19 protein-coding genes and 2 tRNA genes are annotated in these 21427 nt (G+C 70.2%); 13 read left to right on the forward strand and 8 right to left on the reverse strand.

Annotated features, from left to right (window positions below):
• Positions 1–50: 50 nt before the first annotated feature.
• The 3 genes from ACYQPG_RS27555 to aroA form a co-directional block, all read right to left on the reverse strand.
• A tRNA-Lys gene (locus ACYQPG_RS27555) sits at positions 51–126 on the reverse strand.
• A 95-nt stretch (positions 127–221) separates the two neighbouring features.
• Positions 222–860 carry a (d)CMP kinase gene (gene cmk, locus ACYQPG_RS27560; RefSeq protein WP_147940804.1) on the reverse strand — a complete coding sequence of 213 codons (639 nt, stop codon included), beginning with the start codon at positions 858–860 and terminating at the stop codon, positions 222–224.
• A 4-nt stretch (positions 861–864) separates the two neighbouring features.
• On the reverse strand, positions 865–2214 hold the full coding sequence (gene aroA / locus ACYQPG_RS27565; protein WP_461232165.1) for a 3-phosphoshikimate 1-carboxyvinyltransferase: 1350 nt from the start codon (positions 2212–2214) through the stop codon (positions 865–867).
• Between the two features lie 168 nt (positions 2215–2382).
• On the opposite strand from aroA, the gene ACYQPG_RS27570 reads away from it, so the two are divergent.
• A complete protein-coding gene (locus tag ACYQPG_RS27570; RefSeq protein ID WP_306440321.1) occupies positions 2383–2712 on the forward strand; it encodes an FYDLN acid domain-containing protein in 330 nt (109 codons plus the stop codon).
• Between the two features lie 201 nt (positions 2713–2913).
• A tRNA-Ala gene (locus tag ACYQPG_RS27575) sits at positions 2914–2989 on the forward strand.
• Positions 2990–3070: 81 nt separating this feature from the next.
• Here ACYQPG_RS27575 and ACYQPG_RS27580 read toward each other — a convergent pair.
• Positions 3071–3559: an Lrp/AsnC family transcriptional regulator gene (locus ACYQPG_RS27580; protein WP_147909750.1), complete on the reverse strand. Its 489-nt coding sequence runs from the start codon at positions 3557–3559 to the stop codon at positions 3071–3073.
• A gap of 400 nt (positions 3560–3959) precedes the next feature.
• Between ACYQPG_RS27580 and mdeB the strand changes: the two genes are divergently transcribed.
• From mdeB to ACYQPG_RS27610, 6 genes are all read left to right on the forward strand, one after another.
• Positions 3960–6635, forward strand: coding sequence for an alpha-ketoglutarate dehydrogenase (gene mdeB, locus ACYQPG_RS27585; protein ID WP_419830713.1), 2676 nt, complete (start codon positions 3960–3962; stop codon positions 6633–6635).
• Positions 6636–6887: 252 nt separating this feature from the next.
• Positions 6888–8288, forward strand: a complete 1401-nt coding sequence (locus ACYQPG_RS27590) for a 2-oxo acid dehydrogenase subunit E2 (RefSeq protein ID WP_461232166.1) — start codon at positions 6888–6890, stop codon at positions 8286–8288.
• 11 nt (positions 8289–8299) lie between these two features.
• Complete coding sequence (gene lpdA, locus ACYQPG_RS27595; protein ID WP_461232167.1) at positions 8300–9982, forward strand: dihydrolipoyl dehydrogenase; 1683 nt, start codon at positions 8300–8302, stop codon at positions 9980–9982.
• A gap of 154 nt (positions 9983–10136) precedes the next feature.
• A complete protein-coding gene (locus ACYQPG_RS27600; RefSeq protein ID WP_147909922.1) occupies positions 10137–10814 on the forward strand; it encodes a hypothetical protein in 678 nt (225 codons plus the stop codon).
• Between the two features lie 36 nt (positions 10815–10850).
• Positions 10851–11267 (forward strand): DUF2147 domain-containing protein, encoded by a 417-nt coding sequence (locus ACYQPG_RS27605; protein WP_147909923.1) that lies wholly within the window; start codon positions 10851–10853, stop codon positions 11265–11267.
• Between the two features lie 88 nt (positions 11268–11355).
• Positions 11356–11631: a hypothetical protein gene (locus tag ACYQPG_RS27610; RefSeq protein ID WP_461232168.1), complete on the forward strand. Its 276-nt coding sequence runs from the start codon at positions 11356–11358 to the stop codon at positions 11629–11631.
• A gap of 717 nt (positions 11632–12348) precedes the next feature.
• Here ACYQPG_RS27610 and alaS read toward each other — a convergent pair.
• The gene (alaS, locus tag ACYQPG_RS27615) at positions 12349–15036 is read right to left on the reverse strand and encodes an alanine--tRNA ligase (protein ID WP_461232169.1); all 2688 of its coding nucleotides are present in this window, start codon (positions 15034–15036) and stop codon (positions 12349–12351) included.
• A 230-nt stretch (positions 15037–15266) separates the two neighbouring features.
• On the opposite strand from alaS, the gene ACYQPG_RS27620 reads away from it, so the two are divergent.
• The 5 genes from ACYQPG_RS27620 to ACYQPG_RS27640 all read left to right on the forward strand — a co-directional run bounded on the left by ACYQPG_RS27620 (position 15267) and on the right by ACYQPG_RS27640 (position 19859).
• Positions 15267–16433, forward strand: a complete 1167-nt coding sequence (locus ACYQPG_RS27620) for a transglycosylase SLT domain-containing protein (protein WP_461232171.1) — start codon at positions 15267–15269, stop codon at positions 16431–16433.
• Positions 16434–16612: 179 nt separating this feature from the next.
• Entirely contained in the window at positions 16613–17152 is a 540-nt protein-coding gene (locus tag ACYQPG_RS27625; RefSeq protein ID WP_461232514.1) for a response regulator, read from the forward strand.
• A gap of 61 nt (positions 17153–17213) precedes the next feature.
• The gene (locus tag ACYQPG_RS27630) at positions 17214–18143 is read left to right on the forward strand and encodes a transglutaminase family protein (RefSeq protein WP_147898787.1); all 930 of its coding nucleotides are present in this window, start codon (positions 17214–17216) and stop codon (positions 18141–18143) included.
• A gap of 65 nt (positions 18144–18208) precedes the next feature.
• The gene (locus ACYQPG_RS27635; protein WP_461232172.1) at positions 18209–19027 is read left to right on the forward strand and encodes a transglutaminase-like domain-containing protein; all 819 of its coding nucleotides are present in this window, start codon (positions 18209–18211) and stop codon (positions 19025–19027) included.
• A 190-nt stretch (positions 19028–19217) separates the two neighbouring features.
• Positions 19218–19859: a L,D-transpeptidase gene (locus ACYQPG_RS27640; RefSeq protein ID WP_147909927.1), complete on the forward strand. Its 642-nt coding sequence runs from the start codon at positions 19218–19220 to the stop codon at positions 19857–19859.
• Between the two features lie 275 nt (positions 19860–20134).
• Here ACYQPG_RS27640 and ACYQPG_RS27645 read toward each other — a convergent pair whose 3' ends face one another.
• From ACYQPG_RS27645 to ACYQPG_RS27655, 3 genes are all read right to left on the reverse strand, one after another.
• Positions 20135–20416, reverse strand: coding sequence for a hypothetical protein (locus tag ACYQPG_RS27645; protein WP_461232173.1), 282 nt, complete (start codon positions 20414–20416; stop codon positions 20135–20137).
• A gap of 220 nt (positions 20417–20636) precedes the next feature.
• Positions 20637–20897 carry a hypothetical protein gene (locus ACYQPG_RS27650; RefSeq protein WP_419830721.1) on the reverse strand — a complete coding sequence of 87 codons (261 nt, stop codon included), beginning with the start codon at positions 20895–20897 and terminating at the stop codon, positions 20637–20639.
• A gap of 194 nt (positions 20898–21091) precedes the next feature.
• Positions 21092–21352 carry a hypothetical protein gene (locus tag ACYQPG_RS27655; protein ID WP_461232174.1) on the reverse strand — a complete coding sequence of 87 codons (261 nt, stop codon included), beginning with the start codon at positions 21350–21352 and terminating at the stop codon, positions 21092–21094.
• Positions 21353–21427: the final 75 nt, after the last annotated feature.

The following is a 21427-nucleotide window of genomic DNA, read 5'->3' on the forward strand; positions in this document are numbered from 1 at the left end:
CCGATGCGTGGTCTGAATCGCTAGGCGAACCAGCAAGCCACTGAATTTATTGGTGAGCGCGTTGGGGTTCGAACCCAAGACCTACAGATTAAAAGTCCGTTGCTCTACCAGCTGAGCTACGCGCTCGCGTCCGGGGACCGCCCTGCGGCGGCCGCGCGGGGACGGCGCGTTCGCAATAGGTGAGCGGGGCCGGGGGGTCAACACGGGGTTGTGGGTGGCGCCTATTCGCCGTCCCCGCGAGCGCGCTCGACAATGCTCCGGGCCTCGGCGAAGGCTGCGTCCGGGTCGAGGGTGGTGGTGTCCAAGCGGACCGCGTCGTCGGCCATGCGCAGCGGCGCTGCGGCCCGGGAGGCGTCGCGGGCGTCGCGGGCCTCGATGTCGGACAGGATCGCCGAGAAGGTCGCGGCTTCGCCGCGTCCGCTGAGTTCAAGGTGGCGACGGCGGGCGCGCTCCTGGGACGAGGCGGTGATGAACAGCTTCACGCTGGCCATCGGGCAAACCACCGTGCCGATGTCGCGACCGTCCAGCACGGCGCCCTGAGGATCGGCCGCGAAGCGGCGTTGCCAAGCCAGCAGGGCGGCGCGCACCTCTGGGACTGCCGAGATCCGCGAGGCCGCCTCGCCCATGGCGCGGTCGCGCAGGCGCGGATCATCCAACCTGTCGGCGTCGAGGGCCTGGGCCGCCCGGGACGCGGCCTCCGAATCGTCCAGGGACAGGCCGAAATCGATCATGGACAGCGCAACGGCGCGGTAGAGGAGCCCGGTGTCGAGATGCGGCAGCCGGTAATGGTCGGCCAGTCGCTTAGCCAGCGTTCCCTTGCCGGAGGCGGCCGGTCCATCGATCGCGATGACGAGCGGCATGATGTCAGGCCCCGATCTGGCCGCCGAGGGCCTGCATGGACGGCAGGAAGCTCGGGAAGCTGGTGGCGATCATTGCCCCGTCATCCACCGCGACCGGAGCCTTCGCTGCGAGCCCCATCACCAGGAACGCCATGGCGATCCGGTGATCGAGATGCGTCGCAACCGTGCCGCCTCCGGGCGCAGCCGTGCCGTCGCCTTCGACGACAAGGTCGTCCCCCTCCACGCTATGCCGGACGCCGGTAGCGGCAAGGCCCGCCGCGACGGCAGCGAGCCGGTCGGATTCCTTCACCCGCAATTCGTGCAAGCCATTCATCCGGGTCCGGCCTTCGGCGAAGCTCGCGGCCACCGCCAGCACCGGGTACTCGTCGATCATCGCGGGCGCCCGCTCGGCCGGGACATCGACCCCAGAGAGGCGGCTCGCGCGCACACGCAGGTCCGCGACGGTCTCGCCGCCCTCCTCCCGCTCGGCCAAGCGCTCGATCTGCGCGCCCATCTCCAGCAGGGTGGTGATCAGCCCGGTCCGCAGCGGATTCATCATCACGCCCTCGATCGTCACGTCGGATCCGGGCACGATCAGCGCCGCCACGAGGGGGAACGCCGCCGAGGACGGATCAGCCGGGACCACGACGTCGGTCCCGCGCAGGGTGGGCTGCCCGGTGAGCGACACCTTGCGGCCATGGCCGCCAGGGCCGTGAGCCTCGACGCGGACCTCGGCGCCGAACAGGCGCAGCATCCGCTCGGTGTGGTCGCGGGTGGCGGCCGCCTCGATCACCGTGGTGATGCCGGGGGCGTTGAGGCCGGCAAGCAGCACTGCGGACTTGATCTGCGCGGAGGCTGCCGGGGTCTCGTAGGTGATCGGAATCGCCTCGTTGAGGCCGCGCAGGGTCAGCGGCACGCGCCCGCCCTCGGCCTCGGACAGGACCTGCGCGCCCATGCGGGTCAGCGGATCGAGGATGCGGCGCATCGGGCGCGAGCGGAGCGACGCGTCGCCGTCGAAGGTCGCGGTGACCGGCTGGCCGCCGACCACACCCATCATCAGCCGCGAGCCGGTGCCGGCATTGCCGAAGTCGAGCACGTCGGCCGGGTCGGTGAGGCCGCCGATGCCGACGCCGCGCACGAGCCAGCGCCCCTCGCCGAGTCGATCGATCCCGGCGCCCAGCGCCTTCGCGGCGGCGGCGGTGCGCAGCACGTCGTCACCTTCGAGCAAGCCCTCGACCCGGGTTTCGCCCTGGCTCAGCAGCCCGAGGATCATGGCCCGGTGGGAGATCGACTTGTCGCCCGGGGGACGCAGGCGCCCCTTGAGCGGACTGCCCGGTGCGGCGGTGAGGGGCTGTGGAGGCGAGTCGTGCGACACGGGATGTCCGTTCGGGAATCTCAGGTGGGACGGGATCCGGCGCGTCGTGCGGGTGCGCCGCGGCGCTGCAATCGGACCGTGAGCTGGCGGCGCGGTTAACACGCGCACCGGCCCGCGTCATCCGTCGCGCTCCCCCGACGTCCCGCCGGAAACGGGGTCTGCAGCGCGATGGACAGGTGCGGGAGCCGCGACTACCGGGAGCGACTTCTAAAGGCAGCGGAGGCGACGAGGTATCAGTGCGTGGCCCGCCACGAACTTGGCATGACGCGCCAATGCCCGCGTGGCGGCGCGACGTTCGACGACGGCGCCCGCAGGCCTGTCGCCTGCCCGAGATGCGGTGCGGTATACCTCGCGGCGAGCAGGCGTGTCGCGGCGCCACCCCTGAGGCGCGGCCAGCCGACGCCGAGGACGGGATTCGGCCGGGGGCGACACCGTCGTCGGGGAGGAAAATCCCGGCGACGACGCTTGCGGTCTGATCGGCAGCGATCTCGAGACTGACGAAGAAACTCGACCCGTTCCGGCGCCCAGACTTCGAAGAGTTCACGAAGCGTCCGTGGAGAGTCCAAGACGGTCGGCGTTTCGACGAAGAATCCCGAAAAAGGGGGTTGAGTCCGCGGAAAGAGCCGCCTATAGAACCGGCCTCGCCGGACGCCAGCCGGTCGGCGAGACCCTGCGGGACCCAAACCGCGGCGGACAAGTGGGGCCTTAGCTCAGCTGGGAGAGCGCTTCCATGGCATGGAAGAGGTCATCGGTTCGATCCCGTTAGGCTCCACCATTTTACTTTCAGCGTGACGCCGCCGGTTCAGGCCGGCTCCGCTGGCCGATCTGACAATACTTTATTCCGCGAACGGCCGGCTCACCGCGTCAGGTGCCCGAGCGGCAGCGCCGTGGTGTACTTCACCTGACCCAGCGCGAAGCTGGAGCGGATGTTGGCGACGCCCGGAATGCGCGTGAGGTGGTCGAGCACCAGGCGCTGGTACTGGCCGAGATCCTCCACCACCACCCGCAGCATGTAGTCGGCCTCGCCGCTCATCAGGTAGCATTCCATCACCTCGGGGCGGCTGCGGACCGCCTCGTCGAAGGCCTGGAGGGCCGCCTGGGTCTGCTTCTCCAGCGAGACGTGGACGAAGACGTTCACCGCGAGCCCGAGGCTCATCGGATCGACCACCGCGACGCAGCCCCGGATGATTCCGGCCTCCTTCAGGTCGTTGACCCGGCGCCAGCACGGCGAGGTCGAGAGCCCGACCTGCTCGGCGAGGTCGGCGATGCTGATCTCGCTGTCCTGCTGCAGGCGTTCGAGGATGCGCAGGCTGGCGGGGTCGAGATGGGCCGGTCGGGAGGCCATTGTTTCGCTCTCCGGTTTGCCACGGGCATAGCATGCCGCTGAGCACGTGACGGCAGGAAAGTTTTTTGGCGGCACCGCTGCGCGCCGGGCAAGCGCCTTCGATTCTCTGTTCGTCCGGCCGCCCTGGGTCTTGCACCCAAACCCAAATGCCTCCCCGTCATCCGGAGCCTCCGAGGGTGCAGGATCTCACTCTGCCTGTGTTCCTGTTTGCCTGCGGCGCCGCGAAATGACCGGGTCGCTTATCTTGAAGCCACTTTAGCGGCTCACAAGCGGTACGATTGACCGTCGTAACGCAAATATCGAGCAAAACATTCCAATCATCGGCCCTCGATGACAAAAATTCGGCACATCCCGCCGCCGGGAAGCTCGTATGCTCCGATCAAAATCGGGAGCCGCACCCATGAACGCCATACCGCCGAGGACGACGATCGCGCGGTCCGCCGAGGTCGATCACGATCCGGCCGAGACCCAGGATTGGCTGGCCGCCCTCGAATCGCTGTTCCGCACCGAGGGCGCGGCCCGGGCGCGGTTCATCCTCGACCGGCTGGAGCGGCGCTCGAAGGAGATCGGCATCCTCGACGAGGCCCTGCCCTACTCGCCCTACCGCAACACCATCGCGCTGGAGAAGCAGCCGCGCTACCCGGGCGACCTCGACATCGAGGAACGGCTCACCTCGATCATGCGCTGGAACGCGCTGGCCATGGTGGTGCGGGCCAACATGGCCTACGGCGAGCTCGGCGGGCACGTGGCGAGCTACGCCTCGGCGGCGGAGCTGTTCGAGGTCGGGTTCAACCACTTCTTCAAGGGCGGTCCGGACGGCGACCTCGTCTATTTCCAGCCGCACTCGGCGCCGGGCGTCTACGCCCGCGCCTTCCTGGAAGGCCGGCTCTCCGAGGAGCAGCTGAAGCACTACCGCCAGGAGATCGCCGGCGACGGCCTGTGCTCCTATCCGCATCCCTGGTTGATGCCGGATTTCTGGCAGGTTCCGACGGGCTCGATGGGCATCGGCCCGATCCACGCCGTCTACCAAGCGCGGTTCATGCGCTATCTCGGCCACCGGGGGCTGGCCGACACCTCCGCCCGGCACGTCTGGGGTGTGTTCGGCGACGGCGAGATGGACGAGCCGGAATCGATCGGCGGCCTCGCGCTCGCCGCCCGGGAGAAGCTCGACAACCTCACCTTCGTGATCAACTGCAACCTGCAGCGGCTGGACGGCCCGGTGCGCGGCAACGGCCAGATCATCCAGGAGCTCGAGAGCCTGTTCCGCGGGGCGGGCTGGAACGTCATCAAGGTGCTGTGGGGCTCCGAGTGGGACGGGATCTTCGCCCGCGATACCAACCACGCCCTGCTGCGCCGCTTCGCCGACACCGTGGACGGCAAGTACCAGACGCTCGGTGCCAAGGACGGCGCCTACAACCTCGCCCACTTCTTCGGGGAGGACGAGGAGGTCCGCGAACTCGTCGCGCACATGTCGGATGCCGACGTGGACCGGCTGAAGCGTGGCGGCCACGATTTCCGCAAGCTCTACGCGGCCTTCGCCGCCGCCAAGGCCACCAAGGGCCGCCCCACCGTGATCCTGGCCAAGACCAAGAAAGGCTACGGCATGGGCGGCGCGGGCGAGTCGCGCATGACCGCCCACCAGGCGAAGAAGCTCGACGTGGATGCGCTCCGCGCCTTCCGCGACCGCTTCGCCCTGCCCCTCACCGACGCGCAGGTGGAGGGCCTGTCCTTCTACAAGCCGGCCGAAGACGGCGCCGAGATGCGCTACCTGCGCGAACGCCGCGAGATGCTGGGCGGCGTGCTGCCGGCCCGCCGCCGCACGGCGCCGACCGTTACCGTGCCGCCGCTCTCGACCTATGCGGGGTTCGCCCTCGAGGCGGCCGGCAAGGAGATGTCGACCACCACCGCGGTGGTCCGCCTGTTCGGCAACCTGCTGAAGCACAAGGATCTCGGGCCGCGCATCGTCCCGATCGTCGCCGACGAGGCGCGCACCTTCGGCATGGCCAACCTGTTCCGGCAGGTGGGGATCTACGCCCCCGAGGGGCAGCTCTACGAGCCGGAGGATGCCGGCTCGATGCTGTATTACCGCGAGGCGCGGGACGGTCAGCTGCTGGAGGAAGGCATCACCGAGGCCGGGGCGATCTCGTCCTGGACCGCGGCGGCCACGGCCTACAGCGTCCACGGCCTGTCGATGCTGCCGTTCTACATCTACTACTCGATGTTCGGGTTCCAGCGCGTCGGCGACCTGATCTGGGCGGCGGCCGACCAGCGGGCGCGCGGCTTCCTGATCGGCGCCACGGCCGGCCGCACGACGCTCGGCGGCGAGGGCCTGCAGCACCAGGACGGGTCGAGCCACCTCGCCGCCGCCGGCATCCCGAACTGCCGGGCCTACGATCCGGCCTTCGCGTACGAGATGGCGGTGATCGTCGATCGCGGCGCCCGGGCGATGATGGAAGAGGGTGAGGACGCCTTCTATTACCTCACCGCCATGAACGAGAACTACGCCCAGCCGTCGATGCCGGCGGGCGCGGAAGAGGGCATCCTGAAGGGGATGTACCGCCTGGCGGGCCCGGACACCGGCCCTGCGGCGGTGCGGCTCCTCGGCTCGGGCGCGATCCTGCCCGAGGTGATCGCAGCCGCAGCCCTGCTGGCGCAGGATTGGGGGATCGCGGCCGAGCTGTTCAGCGTCACCAGCTTCAGCGAGCTCGCACGCGACGCGCGAGAGGCCGAGCGCCGGGCGATGCTCCACCCGGAGGCCGAACCGCCCAAGAGCCACGTGGCGGCCCTGCTGCCGGGCGCGACGCCGATCGTGGCGGCGACCGACTACGTCCGGGCCTACCCGCAGCTGATCGCCTCCTATCTCGGCGCCCGGTTCGTGACGCTCGGCACCGACGGATTCGGCCGCAGCGACACCCGCAACGCGCTCCGCCGCTTCTTCGAGGTGGACCGGCAGCACGTCGTGGTCGCAGCTCTGCACGCGCTGGCCGAGGCCGGCACAGTGCCGCGCGCCACGGTCGCCGAGGCGATCCGGCGCTACGGGATCGACGCGGACACGCCGGCGCCCTGGACGATCTGACGGCCAGTGCGACCTGAGGAACTCCCACCCGCGACCTCATCCTGAGGTGCGTCCGCGTAGCGGATGCCTCGAAGGAGCCCTCCAGCCGGCCGCGCGATCCCTGGAGATCTCCTTCGAGGCTGCTGCGCAGCACCTCAGGATGAGGTCGCGGGTGGGAAGCCACCGGACGTCGCAGACGCTTCGCGAGGCCCCCCGGGCCCCGCCCGCACCAAACGACAATCCGCTCCAGACAAGCCACGGAAACCCGCCCGCATGAGCGCCGCGCTGCAGATCGCCCTCCCGGATATCGGCGATTACCGGGACGTGCCTGTGATCGAACTCCTGGTGAAGCCGGGCGACCGCCTCGCCGTGGACGACCTGATCCTCAGCATCGAATCCGACAAGGCGACCATGGAAGTCCCCTCCCCGGTGGCCGGCACCGTGCGGGAATTGCTGGTCGGGATCGGATCGAAGGTCTCGGAGGGGACACCGATTCTTATGGTCGAGCCTGCGGAGGGCGGTGAGGCGGCCGACGCGCCTCTCCCTCCCCCCTCTGCGGGGGAGGGTACCCTGCGAAGCAGGGGGGGAGAGGGGCAGCGCGACGGGGCGGGTTTCACACCTGTCGCCACTCTTCCGGATACGGCGCTCCCCTCTCCCGACCCCCTTCGGGGGCCACCCTCCCCCGCGGAGGGGGGAGGGAGCGCGCGCGTTGCAGTGGCGCGTGACAACCCAAGCACCGCCCCCGCCGGCGACGTCCACGCCAGCCCGTCGGTGCGCCAGCTCGCCCGCGAACTCGGAATCACCCTCGACCGCGTGCTCCCCACGGGTCCCAAGGGGCGGATCCTGCGGGAGGACCTGCACGCCTTCGTCAAGGCGGCGCTCCAGGCCCCCACTCAGGGATCGGCCCTCACTCAGGGACCGGCAGGCTCCTCGGGCATCGGCGCAGGCCTGCCGCCCTGGCCGCAGGTCGACTACGAGAAATTCGGACCGGTGCGGCGCGAGCCCCTGTCGCGGATCCAGACAATCTCCGGGGCCAATCTCAGCCGCAACTGGCTGACCATCCCACACGTGACCAATTTCGACCGGGCCGACGTCACCGAGATCGAGGCGTTCCGGGTCGGACTCAACACGGAGACGCGGACACCGCCGGCGCGGGTGACCATGGTGGCCTTCCTGATCAAGGCCGCCGCCCTCGCGCTGCGGGCCTATCCGCGCTTCAACACCTCCCTGGAGGGCTCCGACCTCGTCCTCAAGGACTACGTCCATGTCGGCTTCGCGGTGGACACCCCGAAGGGCCTGATGGTGCCGGTGGTGCGCGATTGCGACCGCAAGGGCCTGATCGAGATCGCCACCGAGATGGCGGCGCTCGCCGACAAGGCCCGGGCCGGCAGCCTCGCGGGCTCGGAGATGCAGGGCGGCTGTTTCTCGGTGTCGTCGCTCGGCGGCATCGGCGGCGACGGCTTCACCCCGATCATCAACGCCCCCGAGGTCGCGATCCTGGGCGCGGCGCGCTCGCGCACGGAGGCGGTCTGGGACGGCAAGGCGTTTCAGCCGCGCCTGATCCTGCCGCTCAGCCTGTCCTGGGACCACCGGGTCGTGGACGGCGTCGCCGCCGCCCGCTTCCTTGGCCACATCGCGTCGGTCCTGTCGGACCTGCGCCGGGCCGTGCTGTGACGGACGCCGCCATGACCGAGACCCGCGAGATCCGCGTCCCCGATATCGGCGACTTTTCCGGCGTGCCCGTCATCGAGATCCCGGTGGCGCCGGGGGACGCCATCGCGCGCGACCAGACTCTGCTGGTGGTCGAATCCGACAAGGCGACCCTCGACATCCCCGCGCCTTTCGCCGGCCGATTGATCGAGATCCTGGTCGGCCTCGGCGACACCGTCTCGGCCGGGACCCTGATCGCCCGCGTGGCCAGGGAGGCGGAGACGACAGCGTCCGTCGATGCGCCCGCCGTCGCGCCCCCGGATGAGTCCTGCGACGTCCTCGTGATCGGCGGCGGGCCCGGCGGCTACGCGGCCGCTTTCCGGGCCGCGGACCTCGGGCAGCGCGTGATCCTGGTGGAGCGGGAGGCGACGCTGGGGGGCGTCTGCCTGAATGTCGGCTGCATCCCCTCGAAGGCGCTGCTGCACGTGGCCGCCGTCACGGAAGAAGCCGGTCGCCTCGCCGCCCACGGGATCAGCTTCGGCCCGCCGGCGATCGACCTCGACAAGCTCCGGACGTTCAAGGCCGGCACCGTGCGGCGCCTGACCGACGGGCTCACCCAGATGGCGCGCCAGCGCAAGGTCGACGTCGTGCGCGGCACCGCGCGCTTCACCGGGGCGAACGCGGTCTCGGTCGCGCTGCAGGCGGGCGGCAGCCGCGCCGTCGCGTTCAGGAGCGCCATCGTGGCGGCGGGCTCGTCGCCGGTGTCCCTGCCGATGCTGCCGGACGACCCCCGCATCGTGAACTCGACGGGCGCGCTGGAGCTACCGTTCGTGCCCCGCCGCCTGCTGGTGATCGGCGGCGGCATCATCGGCCTGGAGATGGCGACGGTCTACAGCGCGCTCGGCGCCCGGGTCGACGTGGTCGAGCGCCTGCCGAACCTGCTGGAGGGGGTGGACCGGGACCTCGTGGCGGTCTGGACCAAGCGCAACGCCCACCGGTTCGACCGGGTCCTGACCGGCGCGGAGGTTGTCTCGGCCACCGCCACCCCGGACGGCATCGCCGTCACGCTCGCGGGCGAGCCGGAGCCGCGGGTCTACGACCTCGTACTCCAGGCCGCGGGTCGGCGTCCGAACGGCGATGGGCTGGGCCTCGACGCGGCGGGCGTCGCGGTGGAGCGCGGCTTCGTGCCCGTGGATTCGCAGATGCGGACCACCGTGCCGCACATCCTGGCGGTGGGCGACCTTGTCGGGCAGCCGATGCTGGCCCACAAGGCGGTCCACCAGGGCCACGTCGCCGCCGAGGTGGCGGCCGGCCACAAGGCCGGGTTCGACGCCGCGGTGATCCCGTCGGTGGCCTATACCGATCCCGAGATCGCCTGGGCCGGCCTCACCGAGACCGCCGCGAAAGCCGCCGGCCGGGCCGTCGCGGTGGCGCGCTTCCCCTGGGCCGCCTCGGGCCGGGCCATCGCCAACGGCGCCGATTACGGGCTGACCAAGCTGCTGTTCGACGCGGAGACGCAGCGGATCGTCGGCGGCGCCATCGTGGGGCCGAGCGCGGGCGACATGCTCGGCGAGATCGTGCTCGCCATCGAGATGGGCGCCGACGCCACCGACATCGGCCGCACGATCCACCCGCACCCGACGCTCGGCGAGACCATCGGGCTCGCGGCCGAGGCGGCGCTCGGCCTCTGCACCGACCTGCCGCCAGCCCGGCGGTAGCAGCGGCCTCGACCCAAAGGCCGAGGTTGGGTAAACGTTCGCCCGCGAGGCCGGACGCGCCCGACCGGGCGTGAGACCAACAGGACGCCTCCACCCGGGGGGATTCGGGCCGAGACGATGCGGTGGACCGAATTACGCTCTCCGGGGATTCCCGATGCCCAGACTCACCTTCGCCGCCCTTGATCCACGGGCCGTCAGACGCTGCGTCGCCTTCCTGGTCCGGCGCGACTGGGCGCTCCATCTCGGTCTCGCGGCGGCGCTGGCGGGCCTTCCGATGAGGCCGTCGGCAGTCGCGGCGGAGGCTCCGGCCGCGACCCAGCCGCAGGCCGCGCTGATCGCCGCGCTGCAGGGCCGCGTGCTGGCGGCGCACAGCGCGACCCTGGCGCTGGAGAGCTGGTGCGCCGACCACAAGCTCGCCGGCGACCCGCATCTCGTCGCCCGGCGCATGGACGTGGCCGACAAGCCGCTCAGCGCCGCCCAGCGTGCCCGCCTGGCGATCGGCCCCGACGAGCCCGTGCGTTACCGCCGGGTCCGGCTGGCCTGCGGCGACCGGGTGCTGTCGGAGGCGGACAACTGGTACGTCCCGGCGCGCCTGACGCCCGAGATGAACGCGACCCTCGACGGCACCCGCACGCCCTTCGGCCGGGTGGTGCGCCCCCTGGAGCCGACCCGGCAGACCATCGCGGTCCGCCCCTTCGCGCAGCCGGCGGCACCCGGCCCCGACGACAAGCTGTTCGAGATCGACGCCGTGCTCTCCACCGGGGCCGGACAACCGTTCTGCGAGGTCGCCGAGACCTATCTGGGCGGTGCGCTGCCCGAAGCGTCGCGGTAAGACGGCGTCCCACAGAATCGGTTCGGGAGGATGAGGATGCGGCGTTCGGTTTCGGCGCTACTTGCGGTCTCGGCGGCACTGGCGGCTCTGGCGGCCGGCGGTCCGGCCCTGGCGGCCGATCCGGCGGGCCTCTGGCTGACCGAGACCGGCAGCTCCCGGGTGAAGGTCACCCCCTGCGGCGGCGGCTATTGCGGCACCATCGTCAGCGCCCCCGGCAAGGCGCTGGACGCCAAGAACCCGGACCCGGCCTTGCGGGTCCGCAGCGTCGTCGGCGTGCAGATCCTGAACGCCCCCCAGGCGGACGGATCGGGCTACAGCGGCTCTCTCTACAACCCGAACGACGGGAAGACCTATTCCGGCGCGCTGCGGCTGACCGGCCCGAACGCCCTCGAAGTCTCGGGGTGCGTGATGAGCGTGTTCTGCAAGCGCCAGACCTGGACGCGGGTGAACTGACCCGCGCTCACGGTGACGCAGTCGCGGTCCCGCGACGGATCAATTGCGCACGACCGAAGCTTCCTTCTCCACAGAGACAGGAACCTTCATGACCCGGATGATTCTTGCCGCCGCCTTCGCGACCTGTTTGGTCGGACCGGCCTCCGCCCAAGTGACCGAATCCCCCACCGGCACCGTGGTGGTCGTGCCGCCCGGCGCCCCCGGGGTGGTGACGCCGCAATCGAACGCCACCGGTGCCGAGGGCGCCCTCACCTACTCGCCGACGGGACGGCCGGCGGACTCGATCTCCACCGATTCCGCCGCGGCCGGCAACGCCAACCAGCCCTCGCAGGTCGCCCCCCAGGGCGGCGGCGGCGGGAAGTAGGACGCATCACTTCGCCCCGGACGCAGGTTTTGCGTTTGGGGCGAGGTTACCATCGCGTGCAGTCTTGGGTTGCCTCGCTGCGCCGACAATGACGGTGAGGTCGCGGCCGACCGGCGGATATCCAAACCTTTCACCTCATCCCTACGCTGTGCGCACATCGTCTTCGGCGAAGCGCGACGCGCTCTCCTCACCCTTGCGGCTACCGCCGACACAGGTTTCGGTCAGAGGCGTGGTTCTGCCGCTGGCGCAGGAGGCGCGGGTCCCCTCTCCCGAGCAGGCCAGCGGATTCACATTTCGCGTTTGGTTTCACCGTCCGATCGACGGGTATGGCACTCCAGAACGACCCCGCGCCTTCCCTCCCCCCTCTGCGGGGGAGGGTGGCCCCTGCGTCATCAGGGGCCGGGAGAGGGGAGCCCGGCTTCCGGGTGAAGCAGAGCGGGCGTGAGGGCGAGCGCCCTATCCAGCAGCCTCGCTCCCCTCTCCCGACCCCCTTCGGGGGCCACCCTCCCCCGCAAAGGGGGGGGGAGTGCCGCGGAGTCTCCAGCGTATCCTGCCGACCCCGATGCGTGAATCCGTTTGCCCGCACGGGAGAGGGGGCGCCTCGAACCTAAGTGGTTCGTAGGCTTCAAGAAGCTTTGAGCGTTCTGGAGCCCTCCTTCGAGGGCTTCGCTGCGCTACGCCACCTCGCGATGAGGCCGTGGGCGGGACCGTCCCGCCTCAAGCCGCGTCGGTCAGCGCCTGCTCGATCGCGTCGAGCGCAGCCTCGGCACCGGCACCGTTGGGGCCGCCGGCCTGGGCCATGTCGCGACGGCCGCCGCCGCCCTTGCCGCCGAGCGCGCCCGCCCCGGCCCGCACCAGCCCGACCGCGTCGTAACGTCCGGTCAGGTCCTCGGTGACGCCGACCACGAGGCCCGCCTTGCCGTCGGCCGCGACCCCGACGATCGCCACGATGCCGGAGCCCAGGCGCTTCTTCTCCTCGTCGATGATCGGCTTGAGGTCGCGCATGTCGAGCCCCTCGACCACCGAGCGCCGGAATGCCACGCCGCCGATCTCGCTCTGGCGGGCGTTGGACCCCGATCCGGTCTCACCGCCCATCGCCAGCTTGCGCCTTGTGTCGGCGAGCTCCCGCTCCAGGCGACGCTTGTCCTCCATTAGCACGGTGAGGCGGTCTGGCGCCTCCGCGACCGGGGCCTTCAGGATGCCCGCCAGCGCGGCCAGCGTGCGGGCCTCCTCGGCCCGGTGGCGGCGCGCCGCGTCGGCGGTAAGCGCCTCGATCCGGCGGACGCCGGCCCCGACCGCGCTGTCGCTGACGATGGTGATCGCCCCGATATCGCCGGTGCGCCCGGCATGGGTGCCGCCGCACAGCTCGATGGAGAAGTTCTTGAGCCGGCCGCGGTCGGTCTCGGCGCCGGACGCGTCCACCGGCAGGCCCATCGAGACGACCCGGACCTCGTCGCCGTACTTCTCGCCGAACAGGGCCCGGGCGCCGGACGCGATGGCGTCGTCCACGGCCATCAGCTTGGTCACCACCGGGGCGTTCTGGAGCAGCACCGCGTTGGCGATGTCCTCGACCCGGGCCAGCTCGTCCGCCTCGATCGGCTTCGGATGGCTGATGTCGAAGCGCAGCCGCTCGGGGCTGACCAGAGAGCCCTTCTGGGCGACGTGGTCGCCGAGAACCTGCCGCAGGGCCTCGTGCAGGAGGTGCGTGGCCGAGTGGTTGGCACGGATCGCCTTGCGGCGGGCGTGGTCGACCTTCAGCTCCACGGCCTGTTCGAGCCCGAGGGTACCCGCCTCCACGCTGACGTGGTGGACGAACAGGTCCCCGAGCTTCTTCTCGGTGCCGGTGACGCGGACCTTCAGGCCTGGCGCCAGGATCAGGCCGGTATCGCCGACCTGTCCGCCGGACTCGGCGTAGAACGGCGTCTGGTTGACCAGCGCGAGGCCGGTCTGCCCCGCCTCGAGGCTCTTCACCTCGGCGCCGTCGCGCAGCAGCGCGGTCACGATGCCCTCGGCGGCCTCGGTCTCGTAACCCAGGAATTCGGTGGCGCCGACGCGCTCGCGGATGCCGAACCAGACCGTCTCGGTGGCGGCCTCGCCGGAGCCCTTCCAGGCCTCGCGCGCCGCCTGCTTCTGGCGCTGCATCGCGGCCGTGAACGCCTCGGTATCGACCCCGATGCCCCGGGCCTTGAGGGCGTCCTGGGTGAGATCGAGGGGGAAGCCGTAGGTGTCGTACAGGGTGAAGGCGGTGTCGCCCGAGAGGTTTTCGCCGGTCTTGAGATCGCGCGTCTCGGAATCGAGGATCGACAGACCCCGTTCCAGGGTGCGGCGGAAGCGGGTCTCCTCCAGCTTCAGGGTCTCGCCGATCAGCGCCTCGGCGCGCATCAACTCGGGATAGGCTTGGCCCATCTCGCGCACCAGCGTCGGCACCAGGCGGTACATGGTCGGCTCGCGGGCGCCGAGGATCTCGGCATGCCGCATGGCCCGGCGCATGATCCGGCGCAGCACGTAGCCGCGCCCCTCGTTGCCCGGCAGCACGCCGTCGGCGACCAGGAACGAGGCGGCGCGCAGGTGGTCGGCGATCACCCGGTAGGACGCCATCGTGGCGGGCTCGGGCGCCCGCGAGACGGCGTGCGCCACGGCGTCGATCAGCGCCTTGAACAGGTCCGTGTCGTAGTTCGAGTGCACGCCCTGGAGGATCGCGGCCATGCGCTCCAGGCCCATGCCGGTATCGATCGAGGGCCGGGGCAGCGGGTTGCGCACCCCCGGCTCCAGCTGCTCGTACTGCATGAACACGAGGTTCCAGAACTCGAGGAAGCGGTCGCCGTCCTCGTCCGGCGAGCCGGGCGGTCCGCCCTGGAGCGCCGGGCCCTGGTCGATGAAGATCTCCGAGCACGGGCCACAGGGGCCGGTGTCGCCCATCTGCCAGAAGTTGTCGGAGGTCCCGATCCGGATGATCTTCTCATCCGGGAAGCCGGCGATCTTTTTCCACAGGTTCGCGGCCTCGTCGTCGTCGGCGTAGACGGTGACGAGCAGCCGGTCGGGCTTGAGGCCGAATTCCTTGGTGATCAGCGTCCAGGCCAGCTCGATCGCGCGGTCCTTGAAGTAGTCGCCGAACGAGAAGTTGCCGAGCATCTCGAAGAACGTGTGATGGCGCGCGGTATAGCCGACGTTGTCCAGGTCGTTGTGCTTGCCGCCGGCCCGCACGCACTTCTGCGCCGTGGTGGCCCGGTCGTAGCCGCGCTTCTCGACGCCCGTGAAGACGTTCTTGAACTGCACCATGCCGGCGTTCGTGAACATCAGCGTGGGATCGTTCTTCGGAACGAGGCTCGAGGAGGGCACGGCCTCGTGTCCCGCACGCGCGAAGAAGTCGAGGAAGGTCGACCGGATCTCGTTGACGCCGCTCATCGGGGCAGAACTCTAAGCAGGGCTCAAGGGACTGGGCCGCCACCCGTTTCAGGCGCGACCCGCATGCCGCCCTCTTAAGGACGGATCAGGCCCGAGTCACGGGCGCCCCGCCGCGAAATCACCCCGGCCCGCCCCATCGCCGCCACAAGCACGGCCGTGTTGTCGCCACATCTGTCAAGCGATGGTGTGTCCGTGGCGCCGTCAAGGGCGCGTGAGGATTCGGGTAGACGATGCAGGGCCGCACGGTCGGATCGCCGAGGAACGTCACGGGTCAGCAGGGCCGGTTCGGCTCCGGCCGGGCCGATGCCATCACCGCACAGCCGATGCTCGGCCGTGCCCACGGGAGCGTCCCGGCGCTGGCCCGCTCGGTGCTGACGATATCGCTGATCGCCGGCGGCCTCAGCGCCGCGCTGATCGGCTCGGGGGTCGATCTCGGCAAGGTCGGGCTGAGCCAGGCGGTCTCCTCCGCGCAGGCCGCCACCGAGCCGCCGATGCCGCGCCCGCGCATCCACACCGTCGCTCTCAGCGAGGAGCTGGAGCGGACCCCGCTGCGCGCGTCTGCGAGCTTTGCCGCCGTGCACGACCTCGACACCGCCGTAGGCTCCAACGGCGTCGACCGCGTGTCCTACGATTTCCTGCTCTCGGAGAGCGCCGGCGGCGACCCGAACGACATCCTCGAATTCGGCCCGATGAAGATCCGGCGCCACCTGGTGCAGACGATCGTGCGGGCCGCCCAGGCGGTGCAGACCGACCCGGTCCTGCTCATGGCGGTGGCCGACAAGGAGTCGAGCTTCGTCACCGCGGTCCAGGCCAAGACCTCCTCGGCCACCGGCCTCTATCAGTTCATCGAGCGCACCTGGCTCGGCGTGGTCCGCGACTTCGGCGCCAAGTACGGGCTGGAGAAGGAGGCCGCGCTGGTCACCGCCGACCCCAACGACCGGCCGGCGATCACCGACGCCGCCGAGCGCGCCCGTGTGCTCGAGTTGCGCCGCGACCCCTATCTCTCGGCGCTGATGGCCGGCGAGATGCTGAAGCGCGACGCCGGCCGCATCGCCCAGCGCATCGGCCGCGAACTCACCCTCGGCGAAGTCTACCTCGCCCACTTCCTGGGCGCCGACGATGCCGGGGAGTTCCTGGCCAACGTCGTCAACAAGCCGGCCGCCGCCGCGGCCGTGCTGCTGCCCGGCCCGGCCCGGGCCAACCGCTCGATCTTCTTCGCCGCCGGACGCTTCGTCGGCCGCGGCCGGCACCGCAAGCCGGCCAGCCTCTCGGTGGCGCAGGTCCACGAGAAGTTCGAGGCGATGATGAGCACCCGCGGCACGCGGTACCAGAACGTCCAGGCGGTCTCGGGGATCATGGCCTACGCGGACGCCGCCACCGGCGTCGCCACGCAGTAACAGCACAGCGAGCGGGCCTCTATTCGCGGTCTCGCGCGCAACTCCCGGCGTCCCGTCGACGTTCGTCCACAAGCGCCGCGCTCACCTGCGGCGTGACACGGAGACTTCGGGGGAAGTTCTTGAGAAAGCCTCTGACGGGCACGGCCGCGCCGCTCACCGATACGCTCTCGCCGAGCAGCATGCCGCTCGACCAGATCGGGCAGACGCTGGCGTCGATCTACGACGACCTCATGTCGGAGGGCGTGCCGGAACACCTTGCCGCCCTGGTGCGCCGGGTGCGGCAGGCCGAGGTCGAGCCGTCCGTCGCTCCGACGCCGAGCCCGCAGGCCGCCGAGGCGGCGAGCCCGCGCCTGGCGCTGGTGGTCGAGGACGACCCGCAGCTGCGCGCGCTGGCCGAGACTCTGCTGGAGGAGACCGAGCTCGAGGTCGTCGGCTGCGACAGCGCCGAGGCCGCCCTGGTCGTGCTCCAGGCCCGCGGCGGCGACGTCGCCCTGGTCTTCGCCGACATCCAGCTCGCGGGCGCCATGACCGGTCTTCAGCTCGCCCGCGCGGTGGCGACCCTGTGGCCCCGGGCCCGCCTGGTGGTCACCACCGGCCAGGGCGCCCGCCGGCCGGACCTGCCGAGCGAAGCGGTGTTCATCGCAAAGCCCTGGCGCCCCTTCGACGTGCTGGTGGAGGCCGAGCGGGCGACCACGGATCCGGCACCGCCGGTCACCTGAGACGGCGACAGGCCCGGCCCTTGCATTGACGGTCGACGTATCGGCGCGAGGAGCCTCCAGTTTGCCGATCCTGTCCGTCCGTCACCGCACGGTCTACCGGTACCGGCGCCCGGTCGCCTTCGGCGAGCACCGGATCATGTTCCGGCCCCGGGACAGCTACGACCAGCGCCTGATCGAGGCCTCACTCGAGATCACACCCGAGCCCACGGCCCTGCGCTGGATGTTCGACGTGTTCGGCAATTGCGTCGCGGTGGCGACCTTCGGGGGCCGGGCCGAGACCCTGACCTTCGTGTGCGGGATCACCCTCGACCACACCCCCGAGCACGCCCCGGTCTTCCCGCTGGCGCCCCACGCCACCCATTACCCGTTCGGGTACGGGGTCGAGGACATGCCCGACCTGTCCCGGTCGATCGAGCGGCAATGGCCCGATCCGCGCCACGAGGTCGATGCCTGGGCGCGCAGCTTCATCCCGGCCGACGGCCGGATCCCGACCCAGGAGCTGCTCGCCGACATGACCCGGAGCGTGCGGGCGAACTTCACCTACCTCGCCCGCTCCGAGAAGGGCGTGCAGGAGCCGCTGACGACCCTGCGCAGCAAGCGCGGCTCGTGCCGGGACTTCGCGGTGCTGATGATGGAGGCGGTCCGGGCGCTCGGCATGGCCGCCCGGTTCGTCTCCGGATACCTGTATAACCCGCGCAACGACCGCGCCCGCCATGTCGGCGGCGGCTCGACCCATGCATGGCTGCAGGTCTACCTGCCGGGCGCCGGCTGGATCGAGTTCGACCCGACCAACGGGATCGTCGGCAACCGCGACCTGATCCGCGTGGCGGTGGCGCGCGATCCGGCGCAGGCCGTGCCGCTGCACGGCTCGTTCTTCGGGCTCGCCAGCGACGATCTCGGCATGCGGGTGGACGTCGATGTGGTCGAACTGCCTGACGACGAGGCACGAACACCAGGATTTGAAGCTCATCCGCCGATCGTGGCGCGTTGAGCCCGCGGATCCGGATGGAACATGCGGGGCGACCCGCCGGGGCGAGAGGACAGCAGGTGGCCGCGATGAAGATCAGGACGGGTTACGATATCGGCTTCAGCCTGACCCAGCCCACGCCCATGGTCCTGATGCTCAGCGTCCATCCCTCCCGGATGCCCGACCTGCTGACCCCGCAGGAGATCCGGTTCGATCCGTGGGTCCCGTCGCATACGTACCGGGACGTGTACGACAACGTCTGCCATCGCATCGTCGCGCCGCCCGGCCTGATGACGATCTCGGCGGACTTCACGATCCAGGATTCCGGGCTCCTCGACGCCTACGTCCCGGAGGCCCAGCAGATCCCGGTCCAGGACCTGCCGGACGACGTGATGGTCTTCCTGCTGGGCTCCCGCTACTGCGACACCGACAAGCTCTCCCAGACGGCCTGGTCGCTGTTCGGCAACACGCTCGAGGGCTGGGCCCGGGTGCAGGCGATCGTCGCCTACACGCACGAGCGCATCCGGTTCGACTACCAGCGCGCCGACGCGACCCGCACCGCCCATGACGGCTTCATGCAGCGCGAGGGCGTCTGCCGCGACTTCGCGCATCTCGCGGTGGCGTTCTGCCGGTGCATGAACATCCCGGCCCGCTACGCCACCGGCTACCTCGGCGACATCGGCGTGCCGAAGGACCCGGCGCCGATGGATTTCTCCGCCTGGTTCGAGGTCTACCTCCAGGGACCCGACGGCCCGCGCTGGTACACGTTCGACGCGAGGCACAATCGCCAGCGGATCGGCCGCATCGTCATGGCCCGGGGCCGCGATGCCACCGACTGCGCGATCTCGACCAATTTCGGCTACGCCCACCTGGCGCGCTTCGACGTTCACACCGACGAGGTCGCGTGACGCGTCGGTGATCACGAACGATGGTTACTGATGTTCGGAGCGGGGCGATGCAGAGCGCAGGGTGTGGCGCGCGGCACGCGCGAACCCGCTTACGTATTCCAACGTCAGCGAAAATCTTCTTCGGCGGGTGGAACTGCCAACCTATGCTCACGCTTGTAATAGCAAAGGTTATCGCACAGGCAGGCACACCATGAAGACCTCGGCCACCGCCCTCGCGGCGCTCCTTGCCGCAACTGTTCTGTCCGCCGCGCCGGCGCTGGCCGCCCCGGCCTACGATCCCTTCGGGACCAACGGCGCCGAGGAGTATTATTCGGATCCGGGCCAGTACGGGTACCAGGGCACCCCGGGCTACGGCCAGGGCGTGCAGGACGCGCCGCAGGCGCAGGTCCAGCCGATCCCCCGCGAGATCGTGGCGTTCAACGCCCCGTACGCGCCTGGCACGATCGTGGTCTCCACCGCCGAGCGCCGCCTGTACTACGTGATGGGTAACGGCGAGGCGATCCGCTACGGCGTCGGCGTCGGCCGGCCGGGCTTCAGCTGGAGCGGCGTCAACAAGGTCACCGCCAAGCGCGAGTGGCCGTCCTGGACGCCCCCGAAGGCCATGATCGCCCGCCGCCCCGACCTGCCGCGCTACATGGCCGGCGGCATCGAGAACCCGCTCGGCGCCCGCGCCATGTATATCGGCAGCACCGAATACCGCATCCACGGCTCCAACGAGCCGGACACGATCGGCCAGGCGGTGTCTTCGGGCTGCATCCGGATGACCAACGACGATGTCACCGATCTGTACGAGCGTGTGAAGGTCGGCGCCAAGGTCGTCGTGCTGAACTGAGCTGACGACGGATCCGGATCTTCGGTACCCGCCTCATCGTGAGGCTGAGGGTGAGGTGATCCGGGCGCACAGAGCTTTCTGGGCATGAAGCCGGCCGGTCACCGTCGTGACCGGCCGGCTTTTTCGTTGCCGAGCACCTGTCGGCGCTGCATCGTCGCCGGAACGACGCGGCGTCGTCTGGACGACCGCCGCATAACGGTAAGTCTCCGCGCCTCCACCTCGGCCCACCACCATCCCTCGACCCCGGCCGTCGCAGATGGCGGACGGAACGAGGCTCAGCGCGCTTCGTCGGCGTCCAAGCTCGGTCGCCGCACGGGGGCATCGAAACGGGTCCGGTCGAGGTCGATCTCGAGATCGACCGCATCGGACCTCAAGACGCCTTCTGGTGCGGTCGAAACATGAATGCGCCACCCCTCATCCGTCCGCTCAAAGGTTTCGACGCGCATCTGGTCCCGGTAGATCGGAGCGACGTGGCGCAGCGTCGGCAGGGACTTGTAGAACTTGAGCTTGCCGCCCCTGCCATAGTCCATCGTCGAGGGCGACAGCACTTCGACCACCGCGAGCGGCCGAAGAGCCGCGGCCAGGGGGGGGCGATGGCAACCCACCGTCGTTGACGGACCACCGGGGCCGCGGCGTCGGACTGCGCCTACCGCGGCCGCCACCCTGACGCAGGGCGACCTCCTGGCCCTGACTGTCGAGGGCACCGGAGGGGTGCAAACAATCCAAATGACCTATCCCGTTGGTTTCGATCGGGTATCAGGGTGGTTGGACACCGGCTCAGCAAGCGTCGCAGATGCTGCCGAGGACGGGGTCGAGATCCTTCTGGCGCGTCGTCCGCGCGTTCGGATCGTGCAGCGGAGCCGCCGCACGCCCCGGCGGGACCGTCTGGCCCACCGACGAGCGGTAGGGCGCGTTCACGGTCGTCTCGGGTCCGCCGCCCGTGCCGGTGACGGGGTCGGCCTGCGAAGCGTCGAGGCACGCCGGCGACGCGATCAGGCCGAGGATCAGTCCGGCTCGCTTCAGGCTCGTGCGTGTCATGGCGCGACGGCTCCTCAATGCCCTTCGGGTTGATGGCGAAGTCTTCCATCAAGAGCCCGCCATCGCTCATGGCGGCTGCGACGGGCTCCCTCTCCCAAGCGCGAGAGGTTTGGGGTGCGAGGCGCGCCGCTTACGCCGGGGTCGCACCCATCACGCTGTTCCGATCCCGGGCGGGGGACGGGTCCCGCGACCGATCAGCAGCGGTTTCCACCGGCGGTCTGGCCGTACTGCTTCACGGGACGCGTCTGCTGGTTGGCGTTGCCCTCGGCCGCCGAGCTCATCGGACAGCCCTCGTAGTAGGGGTTGTCGTGGACGCCGAGGCCGAGCGAATGCGTGGCTTCGACGTCGTAGGGCGCAAAGCCGGTCCAGCGGGCACCGTTATCGGCCATGGCAGACGAGAGCGGGGCAACGCCAAGGAGAAGGGCGGTGACGGCGGCGGCGATACGGGTCTTCATAAATAAACTCACGCTCTTACAAGTACGGTTCGATTGGTCGAACCCGCTTCCTCTTGCTTGAGACTGATATGGGGA

This window comes from Methylobacterium sp. CM6246 (assembly GCF_054818005.1).